Below are 18,464 nucleotides of genomic sequence, written 5' to 3'. Positions count from 1 at the left end.
TCGGCAACCCATACCCCTATGACGTCATCACTTACACAATCACCGGCCTGGCTCGCTTTGCAGGCGCATCATGCCAGCATGGCACAACAGCATGTGCGCGACTTGTTCCAGCAAGATCCGCAACGCTTCGAAAAATTCTCGCTCGCGCTGAACGACATCTTGCTCGATTTTTCCAAGCAACCGCTGCGGCAGGAAACAGTCGATCTGCTGCTGGCGCTGGCGCGGCAGCAAAAACTGCCGGACTGGATCGGACGCATGTTTGCCGGAGAAAAAATCAATTCGACCGAACAGCGCGCCGCCTTGCATATCGCGTTGCGCAGCGATCAGCCGGTATTCGCCGATGGTGTCGACGTGCTGCCGGAAGTCAAACGCGTGCTGAAGCAAATGGAGCGTTTCTCGATTGCAGTGCACAGCGGTGCGCGCAAAGGCTACAGCGGCAAAATGTTCACCGATATCGTCAACATCGGCATCGGTGGTTCGGACCTCGGCCCGGTGATGGTGACCGAGGCGCTCAAACCGTATCGCCTCAACGGCATCCGCCCGCATTTCGTCTCCAACATCGACGGTGCGCAATTGTCCGAAACGCTGCGCCATCTCGACCCGGCCACGACGCTATTCATCATCGCGTCGAAAACGTTCACCACGCAGGAAACGCTCACCAACGCGCATTCCGCGCGCACATGGTTCCTGGCGCAAGGCGGCAGCGAAGCGGCTATTGCCTGGCACTTCGTCGCGGTATCGACCAATCGCGCCGCGGTGGAAAAATTCGGTATCGATCCGGCCAATATGTTTGAATTCTGGGATTGGGTCGGCGGGCGTTATTCGTTGTGGTCGGCAATCGGCCTACCGATCGCGCTGGCCATCGGCATGGACAATTTTTATGCGCTGCTCGCCGGTGCACGCGCCATGGATCAGCACTTCGCCACCGCGCCGCTGGAAAAAAACCTGCCGGTAATATTTGGCCTGATCGGCATCTGGCAAATCAACTTTTTCGCCACATCATCCCACGCCGTATTGCCGTACGACCAATCGCTGCACCGTTTTCCCGCTTATTTGCAGCAACTGGAAATGGAAAGCAACGGCAAACGCATCACCCGTACGGGAGAAATGGTCGATTACGCCACTGGCGCGGTCGTTTGGGGCGAGCCCGGCACCAACGGCCAACACGCGTTTTATCAGCTCCTGCACCAAGGCACGCAAATCGTTTCCGCCGATTTCCTGGCGCCTTGCCAGAGTCATTATCCGGTCGGCGATCATCATCGCATGCTGCTGGCGAATTTCTTCGCCCAGACGGAAGCCCTGATGACCGGCAAGAATGCCCAGGAAGTGCGCGCTGAGCTGGAAGCGCAAGGCATGGATGACGCTGCCGTGACGCAACTGCTGCCGCACAAGATTTTTCCCGGCAACCGTCCGACCACGTCGATTTTGTTCAAAAAACTCGATCCGCAAACACTCGGCGCATTGATCGCGCTGTACGAACATAAAGTGTTCGTGCAAAGCGTGATCTGGGATATCAATCCGTTCGATCAATGGGGTGTGGAGCTGGGCAAGCAACTGGCTGGAAAAATCCTCGCCGAACTGCAGCAGGACGGCGCTGTGACTTCGCATGACGCATCCACCAACGGTTTGATCCGTTATTTCAAAGCTAATCGATAGACACGCCCTCATGCCGCCCGCGCAACAAACCCGCGTTTTGTTCATCACTTCCGAAGTCTACCCGTTGTGCAAAACCGGCGGCTTGGGCGATGTCAGCGCGGCGTTGCCACAGGCGTTGCGCACGCAGCAAACCGATGTGCGGCTTCTGCTGCCGGGTTATCCGCAGGTTCTCGCCGGCGTTAAATATAAATCCAAAGCCGCCGAGTTCAACGCGTTACCGCAATTCCCGCCCGCCACCTTATTGACGGCGCGGCTATCGCTGAGCAAAACCGAGCACCTGCCGGTCTTTGTCATCGATTGCCCGGGGTTGTATCAGCGCGCCGGCGGACCGTACATGGATGAGTTCGGGCGCGACTGGCCGGACAATGCGCTGCGTTTCGGCTTGTTGTCGAAAATCGGCGCCATTCTGGCGAGCGACGCCAGCCCGATCGCCTGGCGTCCGCATATTGCGCATTGCAACGACTGGCAAAGCGGCCTGACCCCCGCTTACCTGCATTTTCATCCGGGCAAGAAAGCCGCCACACTGATGACGATCCATAACCTCGCGTTCCAAGGCATTTTCCCGCCGGGCAGCGTGGTTCAGCTCGGATTGCCGCCGCACAGTTTCAGCATCAACGGTGTGGAATATTACGGCAATATGTCATTCCTCAAGGCAGGACTTTTTTATGCCAACCATATCACCACGGTCAGCCCCAACTACGCGCAGGAGATTCAAGCCGAACCGCTCGGCTTCGGTTTGCAAGGCTTGCTGAAATCGCGCAGCCGCCAATTGACCGGGATCGTCAACGGCATTGACGTCAACGAGTGGGATCCCGCCACCGATCTGCATCTGGCGAAAAACTACAGCAGCAAGAAACTCGCGGATAAGGCGGCTAACAAAAGCGCGCTGCAGCAGCAACTGGAGCTGACGGTCGATGCCGATATTCCGCTGTTCGGCGTGGTCAGCCGGCTGAGTCATCAGAAGGGAATCGATGTGCTGATCCAAGTGGCACCGCAACTGATAAAAATTCCCGCGCAACTGATCGTGCTCGGCAGCGACCAAGCACAATTGGAGCACCAGCTCGCCATGCTGGCGCAGGCGCATCCCAACGCCATCGCCGTGCGCATCGGCTTTAACGAAGCGTTGTCGCATCTGGTCGAAGCCGGTGCGGATTGTTTTCTGATGCCGTCGCGCTTCGAGCCGTGCGGCTTGAACCAAATGTACAGCCAGCGTTACGGCACCCCGCCGGTGGTGCATGCGACCGGCGGTCTTCTCGATACCGTGGTCGATTGCACGCCGCAAACGCTGGCCGACGGCAGCGCCAGCGGTTTCGTATTTGACACCCTGAATCCCGGCAACCTGCTCGCGGCGATAAAACGTGCGGCGCACGCTTATCACGATAAAAAAATCTGGCAGTGCTTGCAAAAAAACGGCATGACGAAGGATTTCAGCTGGCACACCAGCGCTACCGCTTATCAGCAGATTTACCGTTCCCTGATAGGAAAGCTCTGAAAAACTACTACGCTCAGCCATGCTGCGTTGAAATCAGGCTCAAAATGCTCATTTATCACTCGTAAACTGCGCTTTTTCGCCTGATTTCGCCTTGCCTGTTTTTCAGAGCTTCCCCAGGAAAACCCTGAAGAATCCGGCGGATTTCGTCTGAATCCCGGCATTCTTCATGCCCTGCGGGGCTATGCTACAATCGGCGCGAGTTGTACAGTCTTATAGCTCAAAGCCCTTCTTTCCATCATCCGAACAAGGAATAGCCATGAAAACCCGGATCGCTGTTCTGTTTGCCGTATCCGCCATCACCCTCGCAGCTTGCAGTTCGCATCCCTTGGAAGCTCCATCGCCTCCGGCTCATGTCAGCCCGGTACCGGATAACTGGCCGCAAGCGCAAGCCAAAATAGTGCAGAAAAAAGCGGACTATCTCCAGTCGCATCAGGTCGCTTACGACTGGTTCGGCAATTTTGCCTTCAGTGAAACCGACGGCATTCCCTATCTCGTCTTGAAATTGTTGCCGAAACTCGCGCCGGAACTGTGGGGCAGCGAAGAGAACTTTCTCGATGCGATCGGCCTGTTCATCGACGAGCGGCAAAAAACTTTCCCGGTCGCGCGCGGTATCGGTTTCAGCGGCTTATCGCGGGCCGAAGCGCAAGGCAACATCGACTACGCCTCGTTCACCTGCGGCGCTTGCCACATTGGCCGCGTGCGGCTGGAAAACGGCCAAATGGATTACCTCGACGGCGGGGTGAACGGTTCGTTCAACATTGTGCAGTTCCGCGTCAAAGCGTATCAAACGCTGCAAAAAGCTTACGCGGGCAAAACCGGCGATGAGCGCTATGCAGTGTTAACGCAACAGCTGCTGGCCGCATTGGATGCCACGCACCAGCAAAATCCGAATTACTTTTACAACAACTTCCAGTCCGCGGGCAGAAACTTTGACGCGGATTACGAAGCGGCGCAGATCGCGCTGTTCAAGAAAACCGCCGGGCAAACGGTAAAAAAATACGCGCAACGCGTCGAAGCCGAATACGAAGGCTTTGGTGCTCTGGTCGCGAAAAACTACCCCGGTCTTGAAGCCGCGATGATCGCCGGATTTCCCGGCATGGCCGACGCTACCGGCTTGAGCGCGATCAATGGTTATATCGGATTGCGCAGCAACCCCATATTGAAATGGTTTGCCGGTATCGTCCTGCCGCCGGAGCCGGGCATTACCGATTTCATGTCGGTCTGGGAACAAGACAAACGCCTCGCCAGCTGGGATAAAAGCCATAAGCGCCTGATCAACGGCGGCGGGCAATGGAACGGCAATATCCCGATGCCGATCTACCGCAACCTGGTCGCCATGCTGACGCTGGGCTTGGAACAGACCGACGTGCGCGTCGCCGCGTTTGCCGAGGAATTGCTCGATGGCCTGCCCGCCAGCCCTTATCCGTTCGCGGTCGATGTTGCATTAGCCAAGAAGGGGCAGGATTTATTCGCCGAACACTGCGCCGATTGCCATCAACCGAAAAACGGCAAGGTGTACGACAACCTCGGCACTAGCATGAAACGCGCTTACGTGGTCGGTGCAGTGCTGAACTATGCTGCGCGCAAGGAGCTGTATAGCAACTGCTCTCCGGACACGACCATTCAGTTGTACGGCAAAGATATCAAACCCTGCGCCGAGTTTGACGGCGTCTCGCTGGCCGGTAAAAAAGACCTGCTGATGTCGCCCAACAGAGAACACCACGGCTACAATGCGCGGCCGCTGAGCGGCGTATGGGCGCAAGCGCCATACTTGCACAACGGCACGGTGCCGACGGTTTACCACTTGCTGGTACCGGATGAACGCCCGGCCAGTTTTGTCAAAAGCCGCCTCGATTACGACCAGAAACTGCTCGGTTTCTCCTGGAACCCGCAACAGGCAAGCGGTAAGGAAGAGGGATATGTGTTCCAGACCAACGCGGTTCCCGCGCTGAGCAACAAAGGTCACGACAAGGATATCGTCGAAGGCAAGAAAACCTACCGCCTAAACTGGTCGAACGACAAGGACGGCGCGTTTGCGATCATCGAGTATTTAAAAACTTTGTAACACTCATCACAAGGAGCCATCATGTCCAATCCGTTGATTCAACCTTATCTGATGTTCGGCGGGCGCTGCGAAGAAGCGCTCGAATTCTACCGCAGCGCGCTCGGCGCGCAGGTCGATATGCTGCTGCGCTTCAGCGAAAGCCCGGATCCCACGCCACCCGGCATGCTGCCGCCGGGTTTTGAAAACAAGGTGATGCACGCCAGCTTCCGCATCGCCGGCAATGTGATAATGGCATCGGACGGTTGCGAAGTGGGAGCGCAATTCAAAGGCTTCTCGCTGTCGATCTCGGTCACCACCGAAGCCGAAGCGGATCGCTATTTTGCCGCGCTGTCGGACGGCGGCCAGGTGCAAATGCCGCTGACCAAAACCTTCTGGTCGCCGCGCTTCGGCATGCTCACCGACCGTTTCGGCATCGCCTGGATGATCAACGTCGTCGGCGAATACACCGCATGAATTCCCGCATTCTGGCTATCGTTGCCGCCATCGCTACGGTGGCGGCAACCGGCTGCACCGCGCAGCAACTCTACTCCACCGGTCAATCGTGGCAACGCAACGAGTGCAGCAAAATCATGGATCAACAGGAACGCGCCCGCTGTTTATCAAGTACCAGCGCTTCTTATGAAGCCTACAAGAAACAGTCCGGTATTGAAGGAAAGCAAGGAAGGTAATTGAACGGTAGGGTAGTTCTTCCAAGTCACACAAGGAGGTATTTCATGAATCAAAAAGTATACAAAGGCAATTGTTTTTGTGGCGCGGTTGAGTTTACCGTGACCGGTGAGCCGGACGCGATGGGTTATTGTCATTGCGAATCCTGCCGGCATTGGTCTGCCGGGCCGGTCAATGCTTTTACGCTATGGAAGCCAACAGCGCTGCAAATTACGCGCGGCGCGAAAAACATCGGCACCTACAACAAAACAGCACAAAGTTCACGCAAATGGTGCAAAACATGTGGCGGCCACATTTATTCCGAGCATCCCGGCTGGAATCTCATCGATATATTTGCCCCCATCCTGCAGAATTTTTCGTTTCAACCGGCCATTCACGTGCACTATCAGGAATCCGTGCTGCGCATCGTGGACGGACTGCCCAAAATGAAAGATGTTCCGAAGGAAATGGGCGGCTCGGGTATCAGCATCGCGGAATAAAGAACCGGTATTCGCGTTAAAGGAAATGACTCCGAACTTTGAAGCCATGAGCGAACAGCAGCTATGGAACATCGCCAATCCGATCATGGACAACTTGATGGATGCGTCAACCCAACTAGACCATCCCCGGCATGTGCGCGACTTCACCGGGCGGCTGAAAGCGATCGTCACACCGGACTATTTTCAATGCGTCTGCCAGCAGTACCAGACGGAAAAAGGCTATTTCACCACCCGTACCCTCGTCGCCGTCTTTCGCCGCCCGGACTCTGCGGCGCTTGTGTGGAAGCAATCGTTCACGAAAGCCCCGGGCGAATTTGTCGCGGAAATGGTGCTGGTGCACCGGGATGGAAGGTATTTAGTCGATCATGTGATGGTGTTTTGAGAGTTTGGTTGAAGTCGATACGTGAAATCCGTTTGTTTCGGTTCTAATGAAGTTTGTTATGATTAAACTGAATTAATAGAACTTTATGAAACAGAAGAACATCATATGACGCTTGCAGTGATAGATCTCATTTTTGGCGCAACAGATCGCGTTATTCTGAACATCTAATTCAAGACGCATATCTTAGAACAGGAGACACCATGGACATATTTTCCAAATTATTTCAAAAACGGGTGGAAAAAACTCCTCTTGAGACCTTTATCTGCACGATTACACCAGAGCAACCCCAAAGAACCTATCAGTCTATCAACGATCCAAATCTTCGGTTGCCTGCTGCACTCTCGACATGGGTTTTATATCTTTCCCATCGCTTTACAAATGGATTGAGAGAAATGCTGATGTCCACCGAAAAGTCACTAGGTACAAGCAGCGTATTTTCCTACGAATGCGTCGCGTTTGAGGCTGCTGCCTTCTGCCACTACTGGTTAATGCGTGAAGTTCTCAATACCGATGAGGATAGCGAAGCAGATGAGAGCAATTATTTTGAGTGCTTGAAGAATTCCGCAAACATAACCAGTTCACTTCTCACTGACAAAGTCAGTTTTGCCTTACCAGATGAACTTCTCATAAAGCGTAGTATGATCTACTCATATGAAGAGAAATGCAAAGCAGTTCAACCGGAAGAAAAATTCGCTCAGTTTCTGATTTCTTCCATTCAGAGTGGTTCACCAGTCACGAGCGCTCCAGTAGGTATTTCTAGTAGTTTGCCGCTTCAGCTAAGTGTTGCTTCATACATTCCCATTTTCGAATCAACACAGCTTGCAGAATTCAAAAAGGTTGCCAGGGTTATGTTCCTAGCTGACCAAGAAGGCCTCCTTTGATGGCGGTACCCAATGTTACGCAAAAAACACCCGCAAACTGTCCTTAAGAACCGATGGAATATCCCCGACTGGTTGGAGAAGGAAGTCACTGCTAGAGATGTGCGCTGTGTTTATTGCAGCATTCAATTCGGTTCGTGCGGCACCGGAAAATCAAAAGCTTCATGGAAACACATCATTAACGATGCACGGATCGTGACAAGAGAAAATATTGCTCTTTGTTGCATTTCCTGCAATGCAAGCAAAGGAACAAAGCTTCTGGCTAATTGGATTACATCGCCCTACTGCCGGAACAAAAACATCACCCCGCAATCGGTTGCCGACATCATCAAACGCGCTCTGCTACAACTGCCGGGATATGTAAAAACAATCACCTAATTCAGTATCGTTATACAGCCTGTTCAGAACCAATAAAAACAAAGCAACTAGCGATGTCTAGGAAACCCGCCACCATGACCTCCGCCCCCGCGGCCTTTACCGAATAATATCGCAACAGCGACAAGCGCAACGATGGCTGCGCCCGCTACAACTTTTCTCCAATCAACGACGGTTTTGTAGAGCTGAAAATCCTCGCGCCAGCGCATGCGTTGCCAGATTTCATCCGGGGCCAGCGCATGGGGTTGATCGATGGTATTTGGCGTAACAGTAATTTTTTGATCCGCCCGGACAACCACGAACTGCCCGGTATCCTCTCTCGTCATCACTTCAATCGTGCCGCTGAGCACCATGATGTCGGTTTGTTGTTGCGACACGTTGATTTGCAGCACTGCGTTTCTGGCTTGTATCCTGGCATGCAGTGTCTCGATGTCATGCAGGCAACTCGATGTATCCGCGTACGCTTTGCCGGAATTGAACTGGTCGACGCGTATCGAGCAGGTTGAATCCGTCGCTTTGAATTCAATACGGGCGCCGCTTTGCATTCCCGAACTCACAAACGAATTGTTCTTTACTGGCGCGGAAACTTTTACTTGATCGCCGTTCAACAGCACATTCTTACCCGATGCATAGAGCGTCCCGATGACGGCACCGCTTGCACCGGCGTTGCGATGAAGGCGAAAACCCATGTTCTCGTCTTGTTCCCAGAAACCGCCGTTTTCGGCAAAATTCCTGTCCTGAATGGGCACGGTTTTACAACCGGAGAGCAGCCAGACCGCCAGCATAAGTAACAACCAGCTATGAAAATTAACACTCAGCTCGTCTCGCATGCAGAAAAATGACTTGTTTTTTGTGCTGCCCATCTTGTTTCTCCTTTCAGGTGCGCATTCCGCGCGGGTTTCCGATAGATCACTGTACTGCGGTCACTCTGAATCGGGACTGAACGCAGTCAGTCACATATTTTTCGGATGGTTACATTTCTCTTTGACAGCACGTACGCTACAGCGTACGCTTCTATTTTTGGAGGTGACAATGACCATACTTAATGCCACGGAAGCCAGGGCCAAGCTTTATAGCTTGATTGACGAGGCGGCTTCGACTCATCAACCGATCATGATCAGAGGAAAAAGGGGCAATGCAGTGCTGCTATCCGAGGAAGATTGGAATGCGATCAATGAAACGCTGTATTTGCTGTCGATTCCCGGTATGCGCGAGTCGATTATTGAAGGACTCGCTACAGACACCAGTCAATGTAGTAAAGATCTGGATTGGTAATGTGGTCACTTGTATACACCAGCCAAGCCAGGAAAGATGCAAAAAAGCTGGCATCTACCGGTCTAAAACAAACAACGCAAGCACTGCTCGACATTATCCGGCAAAACCCGTATCAGAATCCCCCGCCGTATGAAAAATTAGTTGGTGATCTATCCGGCGCTTACTCGCGCCGCATCAACATCCAGCACCGGTTGGTTTATCAAGTTCTCGACAAAGAGAACATTGTAAAAATTCTGCGCATGTGGGCGCACTACGAGTGATCGCGCAAACATGGCTTTTTGCCGCTAGCCGCGCTTCTCGCCGCCTATAATTAACCCTTCATCTTGTACTATAATGCCGCACTACCCGGAAATTCATATCCTTATCAAACAAAATCCATGAATACCACAGATATCAAAAGTTACATGCAGTCCGTCGGGCAGGAAGCGCGCGCGGCGTCACGGCTGGTTGCGAAAGCGGATACGGCGGCGAAGAATCGCGCGCTGACGGCGATGGCGGATGCTATCCGGCGCGACGAAGCGCTTTTGCTGGCAGCCAACACCAAGGATCTGGACAACGCACGCGCAAAAGGCTTGGAAGCATCGATGATCGACCGCTTGACCTTGTCCGCCAAAGGTGTGGCGACGATGGCGGAGGGTTTGTTGCAGATTGCCGCGCTGGCCGATCCGGTGGGCGAGATCAGCGGGTTGAGTTACCGTCCGTCCGGCATTCAGGTTGGTAAAATGCGCGTGCCTTTGGGTGTGATCGGTATTATTTACGAGGCGCGCCCGAATGTGACCGCCGATGCCGCCGGTTTGTGTTTGAAAGCGGGCAATGCGGCGATTTTGCGCGGCGGTTCGGAAGCGATTCACAGCAATCAGGCGATTGCCGCGTGCGTCAAGGAAGGTTTGCGCGTGGCCGGGTTGCCGGAAAGCGCGGTGCAGGTGATCGAAACCACCGACCGCGCCGCAGTGGGCGAATTGATTACGATGAAGGATTTCGTCGATGTGATCGTTCCGCGCGGCGGCAAGGGCCTGATCGAACGCATCGCCAACGAAGCGCGTATCCCGGTAATCAAGCATCTGGACGGCGTTTGTCATGTGTACATCGACGATCAGGCGGATTTCGATAAAGCGATCAAAATCGCCGACAACGCTAAAACGCAGCGCTACGGCACCTGCAACACCATGGAAACGTTGCTGATCCATGCAGGCATTGCAGAGAAAATTCTGCCCGCGTTGAGCAAGATTTATTTCGATAAGCATGTTGAACTGCGCGGCGATGCGGCGGCACGCGGCATCATTCCGCAGATCAAGGAAGCCACCGAGCAGGATTGGTACGAGGAATATCTCGCGCCGGTTCTGAGCATCCGCATTGTCGATGGATTGGATCAAGCGATCGATCACATCACCAAGTACGGTTCGCAGCACACCGATGCAATCGTCACGGAAAACTACACGCGAGCCCGCCGTTTTCTGCGCGAAGTCGATTCCAGCTCGGTGATGGTCAACACCACCACGCGTTTTGCCGACGGGTTTGAATACGGCCTGGGCGCTGAAATCGGTATTTCAACCGACAAAATACACGCGCGCGGCCCAGTCGGGCTGGAAGGATTGACCAGCCAAAAATTCATCGTTCTGGGTGACGGCCAGTTGCGGCAATAATCCGGCGAAGCGGCACTTTTCGCATTAAAACGAGTGCATGGCGCTCACTTATCGATCAGGGTGTTATGACGCAAACTGTTGAAATAAAAATTCCCGATATCGGCGATTTCAAGGATGTTCCGGTCATCGAAGTGCTCGTTGCACCCGGCGATAAGGTTGAGAAGGAAACTTCGCTGATCACGCTGGAAACCGAAAAAGCTTCGCTGGAAGTGCCCGCACCGCAAGCCGGGGTGGTGCAAGACCTCAAGATTAAAGTCGGCGATAAAGTGTCGGAAGGCACGGTCATTCTCACTTTAGCCGTCACAGAGCAATCTGCCGAGCCGGTGCCTACTCAAAAACACGAACAAGCACCTGCTGCGCCTGTTGCACCAGCACCCGCCGCATCTCCGCAACCTATCGCACCCAGCGATATGCACGCGGATGTGGTCGTGCTCGGGGCCGGTCCCGGTGGTTACACCGCTGCTTTCCGCGCAGCCGATCTGGGCAAGAAAGTCATTCTGATCGAACGCTATCCTACGCTCGGCGGCGTATGCCTGAATGTCGGCTGCATTCCGTCCAAGGCGTTGCTGCATGCAGCCAAAGTCATCACCGAAGCGGAAGAAGTGGCATCGCACGGGATTGTATTCGGCAAACCGCAAGTCGACCTCGACAAACTGCGCGGCTGGAAAGAATCGGTCATCGGCAAACTGACCAAGGGGCTGAAAGCGTTGGCCAAACAGCGCAAGGTCGAAGTCGTGCACGGCACTGGAAAATTTACCTCGCCGCATTCGATTCTGGTTGAAACCGCGGAAGGACAGAAAACGGTTTCATTCGACCACTGCATTATCGCCGCCGGTTCCAGCGTCACGCGCATTCCCGGTTTTCCGTACGACGATCCGCGCTTGATCGATTCTACCGGCGCGTTGGCGCTGAGCAATGTGCCGCAACGCATGCTGATCATCGGCGGCGGCATCATCGGCCTGGAAATGGCCACGGTCTATGCCGCGTTGGGCAGCAAAATCAGCGTGGTGGAATGGATGGATCAATTGATTCCGGGTGCCGATCCGGATTTGGTCAAACCGTTGCAGCGCCGTATCGGCAAACGCTACGAAGCGATTTATCTGAAAACCAAAGTAACCCAAATAGAAGCCACCGAAGCCGGATTGACCGCCACCTTCGACGGTGACAACGCGCCGCAACCGCAGACTTACGACCGCATTCTGCTGGCGGTTGGACGCCGCCCGAACGGGGGAACAATCGGTGCGGCGGAAATCGGCATTCAGGTTAACGAGCGTGGTTTTATCCCGGTCGATCCGCAGATGCGCACCAATCTGCCGCATATTTTCGCCATCGGCGATATCGTGGGCGAACCGATGCTGGCGCATAAAGCCAGCTACGAAGGCAAGCTGGCCGCCGAAGTGATCGCCGGACACAAGGCCATCTTCGATGCGCGCACGATTCCGTCGGTCGCCTACACCGATCCGGAAATCGCTTGGATGGGCCTGACCGAAAAAGAGGCGATCAAGCAAGGTATCGATTACGAAAAAGCCGTTTTCCCGTGGGCTGCCAGCGGCCGTGCCATTTCGATGGCGCGCGAGGAAGGCTTGACGCAACTATTGCTGGACAAAACCACGCGCCGGATACTCGGCGCAGGCATGACCGGTGTCAACGCCGGTGAGTTGATCGCCGAAACGGTGCTGGCGCTGGAAATGGGCGCGGATATGCAGGATCTCAGCCTGACCATCCATCCGCACCCGACGCTTTCGGAAACCGTGCTGTTCGCCGCGGAGATAGCGGAAGGAACTATTACCGATCTTTTCCTGCCCAAGAAATAGCCTTCCGCACCGGCATTGACTTCCCGCTCCCATCCCCATTATGAATTCCAACTTGTTACCGCATTGATCATGATCTCAAAAAAAACCTTTTTGCTTTTATCCGCATGGCTGATGGTTCTAACCAGATTCACCGGTCAGGCATGGGCGACGCATATTTCCCAGCCGGTGCTGATCGATCCCAAGACGCAGTACGCCGCCGGTGAATCCGGCATTCTGCACGGCAGGGTGGATTACAACGAGCAACCGGCTCCGGATGTTTTGCTCAACTTCAAGTTGATCCGCGCTGATGGGTCGGTAGCCGCCGATCAATCCTATCCGAGCGATCAGAACGGGTTGTTTGAATTCAAATTCGATACCCGCAACGAAAAAGCAGGGAGCTATCAATTTACCGTGACGTCGCACTGCCTGGAAATTCACCGTTATGCATGCACGTATAAAAATCAAACGCTGCCCATTCATCTAAAATAACCCATAATACAATTGCCGCCTGCCGCAGCTATGCATCGCAAATGGCATGCGGCAAAATTGGTCAGCACGAGAAAAAACCGTCATTCAGCAACAACGGTGCGCTGACAAAGCAGCAAAAACAATACTGTCATGAAAATCATCTCGTCATTCTTCACTAAAATTACCGGTCAATACGTCATCTTGCCGCTCGCGTTGCTGGTACTGGCCGCCTGCAATCCGCAAGCGGATACATTATCGGAGCGTGAGGCCCGCATCAACGCGCGCGAATCCGAATTGGTTACTTTGTTTGCGGAAGTAGTCGAACTGAAAAAATCACTGGAAAAAGATCAACAAGACAAGCACCCCGTCGGCACGGAAGATCCCGGCATCGCCAAGACGGACATCTGCACCTGCGAAACCGCCGGTGCGGAAGCATCTGCGAAAGGATCGGCAACGCAAGCGGATTCCAAAACCATATTGGGTGCCATCGAGCATGTGCATCTTGATCCACCCGGTTTGGAGTTCAGCGCGCGCATCGATACCGGTGCGCAAACATCGTCACTGAATGCGTTGGATATCGTCGAGTTTGAACGAGACGGCAAACCGTTCGTGAAATTCAGCCTGATCCACCCGCAGAGCGGAGAAAAAATCGAATTGACCCGGCGCTTGCGCGGCCATGTGCGTGTCAAGGAATTGGGCGGCAGGGAAGCATTGCGCCGCCCGGTGGTCAAAATGCGCATCCAACTGGCCAATATCGATGAACAGATCAATTTCACCTTGGAAAACCGCAGCCGCTTCAAGCATCAAGTGCTGATCGGGCGCAATCTGTTGCAAGACCTGGCGGTTGTCGATGTCAGCAAAAAAGCCGCTCCGGTTAAAAGCGATAGCCCGGCAGCGGCGGTCAAATAATGTTCGCCAAACTGAGACTCTATAGCGTGGTCATTCTGCTCCTGGCATTCGGGATCGGTTTGACTTTGTACAAACATTTCGCGCTGGGATTTCCGCTCTCGCCGGATGACAAGAAATCGTTGTGGACCATCGAAGCGCGTATCGATTTTGTCGCGCGCGGCGACCCTGTCATCGTTTCGTTCGCGCTGCCGCCGCAAACGCCGACGGTTGTTTTCATGGAAGAAGATTTCGCATCCTCCGATTACGGTTTCAGCGAAATGACTTCCTCCCCCACGGGACGGCGCGCGCAGTGGAGCAAAAGAACCGCATCCGGCCCGCAAACGGCCTATTACCGGCTGAGCATGTACGAAATCGACCGGCTCGCACACCCGCCCGTTGCCGCAGACCTCCCGCCGGAACTGGAAAAGCCGGAATTCGACGAGGTGCTTAAAACTGCGGCGACCACGTTGCTGGATCAGGTGCGCAGCCGGTCTGCCAATACCGAAATCTTCACGCGCGAACTGATCACCACGTTAAACTCAAAAGCGCCAAGCCAGAATCTGAGCCTGCTGATCAATGAACAATCCAGCGAAGATTACAAAACCCACTTGATCATCAACTTGCTGGCGCTGGAAGGTATCAGCGCACGGATCGTGCGCGGCTTGTACCTGGAAGACGGACGGCGCAGACAATCGCTCAGCAACTTTGTCGAAGTCTACATCGGTAACGAATGGCTGCTTTTCAACCAAAACACCGGCAAAAGCGGCAAACCGAAAAAACTCCTGGTCTGGCAGCGCGGCGATCAATCCTTGCTCGATGTGGTGGGCGGTAAAAACTCGCAGATCTCCTTTTCCATTATCCGCAATGTCTATTCCGCCCGCGATTTGGTCGTGCATGACCAGATGAACAAGCAAGCCGGTATTATCGATTTTTCCATTTACAGCTTGCCGATCGAACAGCAGAATGCGTTCAAAATGATTTTGCTGCTGCCGATCGGTGCATTGATTGTGGTCATCATGCGTTTGCTGATCGGCCTCCGCACGTCCGGCACGTTCATGCCAATCCTGATCGCATTGGCGCTGATCCAAACCACGCTACTCACCGGCATCATCATTTTTCTTACCGTCGTCGGCACGGGACTGTTGATCCGGTCTTACCTGTCGCGCTTGAATCTATTGTTTGTCGCGCGCATTTCGGCGGTGATCATTGTAGTGATTGCGATCATCGCCAGCATCAGCATACTCAGTAACAAACTCGGTCTCGATCAAGCCATGACGGTCACTTTCTTCCCGATGATCATTCTGTCCTGGACCATCGAACGCATGTCGGTGCTGTGGGAGGAGGACGGACCACGGGAAGTGTTCATTCAAGGCGGCGGCAGCCTGTTGACGGCGGTAATCGCGTATATCTTCATGACCAACCGCACCATCGAATATTTAACGTTCAATTTTCCCGAGCTGATGCTGGTTAATCTGGCGCTGATCCTGATTCTCGGACAATATACCGGTTACCGGTTATCCGAGCTGTACCGTTTCCATGCCTTGGAACGACGCAATGTTGCTGGCAAGCGCTAAGAAACTGCGCAGTTTCGGCATCATCGGCATGAACCAAAGAAATTTTGGTTTGATCTCGCGCTATAACCCGCGCCATTTATATCCGCTGGTCGACGACAAGTTAAAAACCAAGCTGCTGGCGCAGAAAGCGGGGATCACCGTACCCCAACTGCTCGGCACCGTGCAATATCAGCATGACGTGCGGTTGCTGAAGGAAATCCTTCAGCCCTACGATCAGTTTGTCATCAAACCGGTCAAGGGCAGCGGCGGCAAAGGCATTCTGGTGATCACGAAACATGATCATAACCTGTACTTCAAACCCAGCGGCGACGCGATACAGCTGGCGGATATCGAACGCCATGTATCGAATATTTTGAGCGGTCTGCATAGCCTGGGCGGCAAACCCGATACCGTCATGATCGAGTCGCTGATCCAACTCGACCCGGTTTTCTCCGACTATAGTTACGAAGGCATTCCCGATATCCGCATCATTGTATTACGCGGCTATCCCATCATGTCGATGCTGCGGCTGACCACCCACGCCTCGGACGGCAAGGCAAATTTGCATCAGGGTGCAGTGGGTGTTGGTGTCGACATTGGCACCGGCCGTGCGTTGCACGCGGTGCAGTATGGGGAATCCGTGACGCACCACCCGGACACACGCAAGACTTTTGCCGAATTAATCGTGCCGCATTGGGATAAGCTGCTGCAGTTGGCAGCCGCTTGTTATGAGATGACGGGATTGGGGTATTTGGGCGCCGACCTGGTATTGGATAGGGACCACGGGCCGATGATCATCGAACTGAATGCCCGCCCTGGGCTTGCCATTCAGGTGGCGAATCGCGCCGGCTTAGCGCCGCGTGTCGCAGTGATCGAAGCGCTCAAGACGATCGATCCCGATGTACAAGCGCGCGTGGCGTTCAGCAAGCAGCAATTCGCTTTCGATGCGGATGTTCACCCGCCGCGGCTGCTGCGCACCCGCAGCGACGATGTTTGAGCGGATGAATCAATCCCCGGAATTCACCACCACCTTGTTACGGCCACGCTGTTTCGCCTGATAAAGCGCCTTATCTGCCGCTTCGCTAAGGCTCGCAGCATCGGAGAAATGCGCCAGATCCGCAATCCCGCAACTGAAATTCACCGAAAACTCTTCGTCGTGACTCAGATGCAGCAAACGTGAGAAAACTGTGCGAATCTCATCGATGACTTTTGCCGCCGACGTTGCATCGGTATCGGTCATGATCACGGCAAATTCCTCTCCGCCGTAACGCCCGACGATATCGGTTTCACGCAAGCGCTGTTTCAGCAACCGCGCCAGGCTCTTGAGCACGCGATCGCCCGCGGCATGCCCGTACGTATCGTTAACTTTTTTGAAGAAATCGATATCCACCATCGCGAACGACAACGGCGAATTCAGGCGGTTGGAGCGCACCACCTCGCGCGCCAGTTCTTCTTTGATGGCGGTATGATTCAGTAAGCCGGTCAAACCATCATGAATCATCAGCGACCGTAAAAAGCGCGCACGCGTCGCGCGCGTCGTCACCGCCGCAACCAAATGCTCGGCATCGATCGGTTTAACCAGAAAATCGTCGCCGCACAAACTCATGGCTTCCGCTTGGGTGTTGAAGTCATTTTCGGAAGAAAGGTAGACGATAGGTGTGCTCAGAAAACCATCGATCTGCCGGATGATTCTCGCCAATTCGACACCGTTGCACGACGGCATATACAAATCCATCAGAATGAGATCGGGATTAAAATCATTCAACGCCCGCAACAGATTCATCGGCTCCGCTACGGTTTTAACCAGCATGCCAGCCTGCTCCAAAATCGTGGCGTGGTACGCCAGTATCGTTTGACTATCGTCGACGATCATCACACGGAACGGCTCCTGAATTTGCGAAGCGGTAATCAAATCCAACTGGTCGATCAGCTCGGTGGAGTTGATCGGCTTGGTGAAATACGCCACGCCGCCGGCACGCACCGCACCCAGCCGGTATACCATGTCGTCGTGCGTCGAGATAAAAATCACCCGGGCTGGCCGCGCCAATTCTTTCTGAATATGTTCCATGACCAGAATGCCGCCCATTTCATCTTCCGGGAACTCAACACCCATCAGGATAATGGCATGAGGCTTATGTTGCACGGCAGCGCGGAATTTATCCAAATGATTGAACACTTCCACTTCATAACCGTAATAGCGCAGCTGCAACGCAAGCTCCTGCGCGGCTTCTATGTCAGCCTCCACAACGTAGATCAGATTGGAGGCTTGCGCATCCGGCATCAATGCGTTTTCATCATGCGCAAGTGCAGCATTCTTGATTTGCGCGGATTCTTTTTCGATTGCAACGCGTTTCAATGCATCGATCTGCTGCAGAATACGGTTCGCCAGCACATCATCGGCGGAAATCGTTTCCAGCATCATGCGTTTTAAAATTTGTTCCAATACGCGCGCTTCGACACTGAGCTCCGGATAGCCGAAGGTCTTGCCATTACTGACCAAATGATGCACGGAACGGTGCATTTCCTGCAAAGCTTTGCTATCCCATTGCGCTTGCAGTTTGCTCCATAAAGATTCAATTTCACTAATGCGGTGCGGCAGTTCATGCGCAAATGCAGCTAACAGCAAACGCATTCTTTCTTGAAATTCTTTGTGCTCTTTTGTAATCATGATAATGTACCAGTCCTATCCACTCGTTGCGGTTTACTGCACACAATTTAATGATTCTGCGCCAACACCTGCCGGTGCAGGCAAATCAACGTTTCTTTACAACTTTTTCTGCCAATGCATCCAGTGTATTCAAAAAATGGAAATTCAATCCCGCAATTTAGTACCAAAAAACCGGCCACTAAA

At 53.8% G+C, this 18,464-nt stretch carries 19 protein-coding genes; 17 read left to right on the top strand and 2 right to left on the bottom strand.

Annotated elements, in window-relative coordinates; genetic code table 11:
- Positions 1 to 18 precede the first annotated feature (18 nt).
- The 9 genes from pgi (at position 19) to HRU78_02035 (ending at position 7,996) form a co-directional block, all read left to right on the top strand.
- Positions 19 to 1,656, top strand: coding sequence for a glucose-6-phosphate isomerase (pgi, locus tag HRU78_02075; protein QOJ22579.1), 1,638 nt, complete (start codon positions 19 to 21; stop codon positions 1,654 to 1,656).
- A gap of 10 nt (positions 1,657 to 1,666) precedes the next feature.
- The gene (gene glgA, locus HRU78_02070) at positions 1,667 to 3,148 is read left to right on the top strand and encodes a glycogen synthase GlgA (GenBank protein QOJ22578.1); all 1,482 of its coding nucleotides are present in this window, start codon (positions 1,667 to 1,669) and stop codon (positions 3,146 to 3,148) included.
- A gap of 256 nt (positions 3,149 to 3,404) precedes the next feature.
- The gene (locus tag HRU78_02065) at positions 3,405 to 5,213 is read left to right on the top strand and encodes a cytochrome C (protein ID QOJ22577.1); all 1,809 of its coding nucleotides are present in this window, start codon (positions 3,405 to 3,407) and stop codon (positions 5,211 to 5,213) included.
- A 21-nt stretch (positions 5,214 to 5,234) separates the two neighbouring features.
- A complete protein-coding gene (locus tag HRU78_02060; GenBank protein QOJ22576.1) occupies positions 5,235 to 5,666 on the top strand; it encodes a VOC family protein in 432 nt (143 codons plus the stop codon).
- Positions 5,663 to 5,881 (top strand): hypothetical protein, encoded by a 219-nt coding sequence (locus HRU78_02055; GenBank protein QOJ22575.1) that lies wholly within the window; start codon positions 5,663 to 5,665, stop codon positions 5,879 to 5,881. Before HRU78_02060 ends, HRU78_02055 begins: the two co-directional genes overlap by 4 nt.
- Before the next feature lie 45 nt (positions 5,882 to 5,926).
- On the top strand, positions 5,927 to 6,358 hold the full coding sequence (locus HRU78_02050) for a GFA family protein (GenBank protein ID QOJ22574.1): 432 nt from the start codon (positions 5,927 to 5,929) through the stop codon (positions 6,356 to 6,358).
- A 25-nt stretch (positions 6,359 to 6,383) separates the two neighbouring features.
- Positions 6,384 to 6,740 (top strand): hypothetical protein, encoded by a 357-nt coding sequence (locus HRU78_02045; GenBank protein ID QOJ22573.1) that lies wholly within the window; start codon positions 6,384 to 6,386, stop codon positions 6,738 to 6,740.
- A gap of 200 nt (positions 6,741 to 6,940) precedes the next feature.
- Entirely contained in the window at positions 6,941 to 7,621 is a 681-nt protein-coding gene (locus HRU78_02040) for a hypothetical protein (protein QOJ22572.1), read from the top strand.
- A 12-nt stretch (positions 7,622 to 7,633) separates the two neighbouring features.
- Positions 7,634 to 7,996, top strand: coding sequence for an HNH endonuclease (locus HRU78_02035; protein ID QOJ22571.1), 363 nt, complete (start codon positions 7,634 to 7,636; stop codon positions 7,994 to 7,996).
- Between the two features lie 47 nt (positions 7,997 to 8,043).
- Here the strand turns inward: HRU78_02035 and HRU78_02030 are convergent, their stop codons facing one another.
- The gene (locus tag HRU78_02030; protein ID QOJ22570.1) at positions 8,044 to 8,856 is read right to left on the bottom strand and encodes a hypothetical protein; all 813 of its coding nucleotides are present in this window, start codon (positions 8,854 to 8,856) and stop codon (positions 8,044 to 8,046) included.
- 169 nt (positions 8,857 to 9,025) lie between these two features.
- Here HRU78_02030 and HRU78_02025 point away from each other — a divergent pair, with 169 nt between their 5' ends.
- The 8 genes from HRU78_02025 (at position 9,026) to HRU78_01990 (ending at position 16,610) form a co-directional block, all read left to right on the top strand.
- On the top strand, positions 9,026 to 9,268 hold the full coding sequence (locus HRU78_02025; GenBank protein ID QOJ22569.1) for a type II toxin-antitoxin system Phd/YefM family antitoxin: 243 nt from the start codon (positions 9,026 to 9,028) through the stop codon (positions 9,266 to 9,268).
- Positions 9,268 to 9,528, top strand: coding sequence for a Txe/YoeB family addiction module toxin (locus HRU78_02020; protein QOJ22568.1), 261 nt, complete (start codon positions 9,268 to 9,270; stop codon positions 9,526 to 9,528). The genes HRU78_02025 and HRU78_02020 overlap by 1 nt, the downstream gene beginning before the upstream one ends.
- Positions 9,529 to 9,645: 117 nt before the next feature.
- On the top strand, positions 9,646 to 10,911 hold the full coding sequence (locus HRU78_02015; GenBank protein QOJ22567.1) for a glutamate-5-semialdehyde dehydrogenase: 1,266 nt from the start codon (positions 9,646 to 9,648) through the stop codon (positions 10,909 to 10,911).
- A gap of 65 nt (positions 10,912 to 10,976) precedes the next feature.
- The gene (gene lpdA, locus HRU78_02010; GenBank protein ID QOJ22566.1) at positions 10,977 to 12,725 is read left to right on the top strand and encodes a dihydrolipoyl dehydrogenase; all 1,749 of its coding nucleotides are present in this window, start codon (positions 10,977 to 10,979) and stop codon (positions 12,723 to 12,725) included.
- Between the two features lie 69 nt (positions 12,726 to 12,794).
- Positions 12,795 to 13,193 carry a hypothetical protein gene (locus HRU78_02005; protein ID QOJ22565.1) on the top strand — a complete coding sequence of 133 codons (399 nt, stop codon included), beginning with the start codon at positions 12,795 to 12,797 and terminating at the stop codon, positions 13,191 to 13,193.
- A 129-nt stretch (positions 13,194 to 13,322) separates the two neighbouring features.
- Positions 13,323 to 14,081: an ATP-dependent zinc protease gene (locus HRU78_02000; protein QOJ22564.1), complete on the top strand. Its 759-nt coding sequence runs from the start codon at positions 13,323 to 13,325 to the stop codon at positions 14,079 to 14,081.
- A complete protein-coding gene (locus tag HRU78_01995) occupies positions 14,081 to 15,634 on the top strand; it encodes an inactive transglutaminase family protein (GenBank protein QOJ22563.1) in 1,554 nt (517 codons plus the stop codon). The genes HRU78_02000 and HRU78_01995 overlap by 1 nt, the downstream gene beginning before the upstream one ends.
- On the top strand, positions 15,615 to 16,610 hold the full coding sequence (locus HRU78_01990; GenBank protein QOJ24874.1) for an alpha-L-glutamate ligase-like protein: 996 nt from the start codon (positions 15,615 to 15,617) through the stop codon (positions 16,608 to 16,610). Before HRU78_01995 ends, HRU78_01990 begins: the two co-directional genes overlap by 20 nt.
- Positions 16,611 to 16,619: 9 nt before the next feature.
- Here the strand turns inward: HRU78_01990 and HRU78_01985 are convergent, their stop codons facing one another.
- Positions 16,620 to 18,281, bottom strand: a complete 1,662-nt coding sequence (locus HRU78_01985; protein ID QOJ22562.1) for a diguanylate cyclase — start codon at positions 18,279 to 18,281, stop codon at positions 16,620 to 16,622.
- Positions 18,282 to 18,464 lie beyond the last annotated feature (183 nt).

The sequence above is a fragment of the Gammaproteobacteria bacterium genome (assembly GCA_015709635.1).
Lineage (GTDB): Bacteria > Pseudomonadota > Gammaproteobacteria > Burkholderiales > Nitrosomonadaceae > Nitrosomonas.
Note: the sequence above shows the minus strand (reverse complement) of the source record. Positions and strands in the feature narration are given on the sequence as shown.

Bases quoted from the DNA above. Each gene is read 5' to 3' on its own strand.
- lpdA (QOJ22566.1), top strand. From the start codon at position 10,977: ATGACGCAAACTGTTGAAATAAAAATTCCCGATATCGGCGATTTCAAG.
- HRU78_02050 (QOJ22574.1), top strand. From the start codon at position 5,927: ATGAATCAAAAAGTATACAAAGGCAATTGTTTTTGTGGCGCGGTTGAG.
- HRU78_02020 (QOJ22568.1), top strand. From the start codon at position 9,268: ATGTGGTCACTTGTATACACCAGCCAAGCCAGGAAAGATGCAAAAAAG.
- HRU78_01990 (QOJ24874.1), top strand. From the start codon at position 15,615: ATGTTGCTGGCAAGCGCTAAGAAACTGCGCAGTTTCGGCATCATCGGC.
- HRU78_02065 (QOJ22577.1), top strand. From the start codon at position 3,405: ATGAAAACCCGGATCGCTGTTCTGTTTGCCGTATCCGCCATCACCCTC.
- HRU78_02015 (QOJ22567.1), top strand. From the start codon at position 9,646: ATGAATACCACAGATATCAAAAGTTACATGCAGTCCGTCGGGCAGGAA.
- glgA (QOJ22578.1), top strand. From the start codon at position 1,667: ATGCCGCCCGCGCAACAAACCCGCGTTTTGTTCATCACTTCCGAAGTC.
- HRU78_01985 (QOJ22562.1), bottom strand. From the start codon at position 18,281: ATGATTACAAAAGAGCACAAAGAATTTCAAGAAAGAATGCGTTTGCTG.
- HRU78_02040 (QOJ22572.1), top strand. From the start codon at position 6,941: ATGGACATATTTTCCAAATTATTTCAAAAACGGGTGGAAAAAACTCCT.
- HRU78_02005 (QOJ22565.1), top strand. From the start codon at position 12,795: ATGATCTCAAAAAAAACCTTTTTGCTTTTATCCGCATGGCTGATGGTT.
- HRU78_02000 (QOJ22564.1), top strand. From the start codon at position 13,323: ATGAAAATCATCTCGTCATTCTTCACTAAAATTACCGGTCAATACGTC.
- HRU78_02060 (QOJ22576.1), top strand. From the start codon at position 5,235: ATGTCCAATCCGTTGATTCAACCTTATCTGATGTTCGGCGGGCGCTGC.
- HRU78_02025 (QOJ22569.1), top strand. From the start codon at position 9,026: ATGACCATACTTAATGCCACGGAAGCCAGGGCCAAGCTTTATAGCTTG.
- HRU78_02035 (QOJ22571.1), top strand. From the start codon at position 7,634: ATGTTACGCAAAAAACACCCGCAAACTGTCCTTAAGAACCGATGGAAT.
- HRU78_02055 (QOJ22575.1), top strand. From the start codon at position 5,663: ATGAATTCCCGCATTCTGGCTATCGTTGCCGCCATCGCTACGGTGGCG.
- HRU78_02045 (QOJ22573.1), top strand. From the start codon at position 6,384: ATGACTCCGAACTTTGAAGCCATGAGCGAACAGCAGCTATGGAACATC.
- HRU78_02030 (QOJ22570.1), bottom strand. From the start codon at position 8,856: ATGGGCAGCACAAAAAACAAGTCATTTTTCTGCATGCGAGACGAGCTG.
- HRU78_01995 (QOJ22563.1), top strand. From the start codon at position 14,081: ATGTTCGCCAAACTGAGACTCTATAGCGTGGTCATTCTGCTCCTGGCA.
- pgi (QOJ22579.1), top strand. From the start codon at position 19: ATGACGTCATCACTTACACAATCACCGGCCTGGCTCGCTTTGCAGGCG.